The following is a 1,903-nucleotide window of genomic DNA, read 5'->3' as shown; positions in this document are numbered from 1 at the left end:
TTTTTTGTTTTCAACGGAGAGTTTGATCCTGGCTCAGGATGAACGCTGGCGGCGTGCTTAACACATGCAAGTCGAACGATGATCCCAGCTTGCTGGGGGATTAGTGGCGAACGGGTGAGTAACACGTGAGTAACCTGCCCTTGACTCTGGGATAAGCCTGGGAAACTGGGTCTAATACCGGATACGACCATCTGGCGCATGTCATGGTGGTGGAAAGCTTTTGTGGTTTTGGATGGACTCGCGGCCTATCAGCTTGTTGGTGGGGTAATGGCCTACCAAGGCGACGACGGGTAGCCGGCCTGAGAGGGTGACCGGCCACACTGGGACTGAGACACGGCCCAGACTCCTACGGGAGGCAGCAGTGGGGAATATTGCACAATGGGCGCAAGCCTGATGCAGCGACGCCGCGTGAGGGATGACGGCCTTCGGGTTGTAAACCTCTTTCAGTAGGGAAGAAGCGAAAGTGACGGTACCTGCAGAAGAAGCGCCGGCTAACTACGTGCCAGCAGCCGCGGTAATACGTAGGGCGCAAGCGTTATCCGGAATTATTGGGCGTAAAGAGCTCGTAGGCGGTTTGTCGCGTCTGCTGTGAAAGACCGGGGCTCAACTCCGGTTCTGCAGTGGGTACGGGCAGACTAGAGTGCAGTAGGGGAGACTGGAATTCCTGGTGTAGCGGTGAAATGCGCAGATATCAGGAGGAACACCGATGGCGAAGGCAGGTCTCTGGGCTGTAACTGACGCTGAGGAGCGAAAGCATGGGGAGCGAACAGGATTAGATACCCTGGTAGTCCATGCCGTAAACGTTGGGCACTAGGTGTGGGGGACATTCCACGTTTTCCGCGCCGTAGCTAACGCATTAAGTGCCCCGCCTGGGGAGTACGGCCGCAAGGCTAAAACTCAAAGGAATTGACGGGGGCCCGCACAAGCGGCGGAGCATGCGGATTAATTCGATGCAACGCGAAGAACCTTACCAAGGCTTGACATGAACCGGTAATACCTGGAAACAGGTGCCCCGCTTGCGGTCGGTTTACAGGTGGTGCATGGTTGTCGTCAGCTCGTGTCGTGAGATGTTGGGTTAAGTCCCGCAACGAGCGCAACCCTCGTTCTATGTTGCCAGCGGTTCGGCCGGGGACTCATAGGAGACTGCCGGGGTCAACTCGGAGGAAGGTGGGGACGACGTCAAATCATCATGCCCCTTATGTCTTGGGCTTCACGCATGCTACAATGGCCGGTACAAAGGGTTGCGATACTGTGAGGTGGAGCTAATCCCAAAAAGCCGGTCTCAGTTCGGATTGGGGTCTGCAACTCGACCCCATGAAGTCGGAGTCGCTAGTAATCGCAGATCAGCAACGCTGCGGTGAATACGTTCCCGGGCCTTGTACACACCGCCCGTCAAGTCACGAAAGTTGGTAACACCCGAAGCCGGTGGCCTAACCCTTGTGGGGGGAGCCGTCGAAGGTGGGACCGGCGATTGGGACTAAGTCGTAACAAGGTAGCCGTACCGGAAGGTGCGGCTGGATCACCTCCTTTCTAAGGAGCTGCTAGCAACTGTTCTGTGTTCTGTGTATGCAGTTCGTGGTGGTTGTCAGTGTTGCCCATTGCGCAGGCGTCTGTTCTGCGGTGGGTGCTCATGGGTGGAATATCAACGAATCATTTTTTTGGCATGGCCTGTGTGGTTGTGTCCTGGTGCCAGTACGGTGACTCCTCTTTTTTGGGGGGTTGTTGGGAACGTGTCCGGGGCGTGGTCTGTGTGGGTTGTGTTTGGCGCACTGTTGGGTCCTGAGGCAACAGGACCTTTTTGCAGCAATGCAGGGGGGCACTTCTGGTGTTTCTTTTGTTCCTGCTTCCGGTTCTTCCTTCCGCGTGTGCGGCCTTCTTTTTGTGGGGGTTGTGGTGGTTGGGG

At 56.4% G+C, this 1,903-nt stretch carries 1 rRNA gene; it reads left to right on the top strand.

Annotated features, from left to right (window positions below):
• Positions 1 to 10 precede the first annotated feature (10 nt).
• Positions 11 to 1,530 (top strand): 16S ribosomal RNA (locus AC5RU9_RS21270).
• The last annotated feature ends 373 nt before the right edge of the window (positions 1,531 to 1,903 follow it).

The organism is Arthrobacter sp. B0316-5-4, from assembly GCF_059090325.1.
Note: the sequence above shows the minus strand (reverse complement) of the source record. Positions and strands in the feature narration are given on the sequence as shown.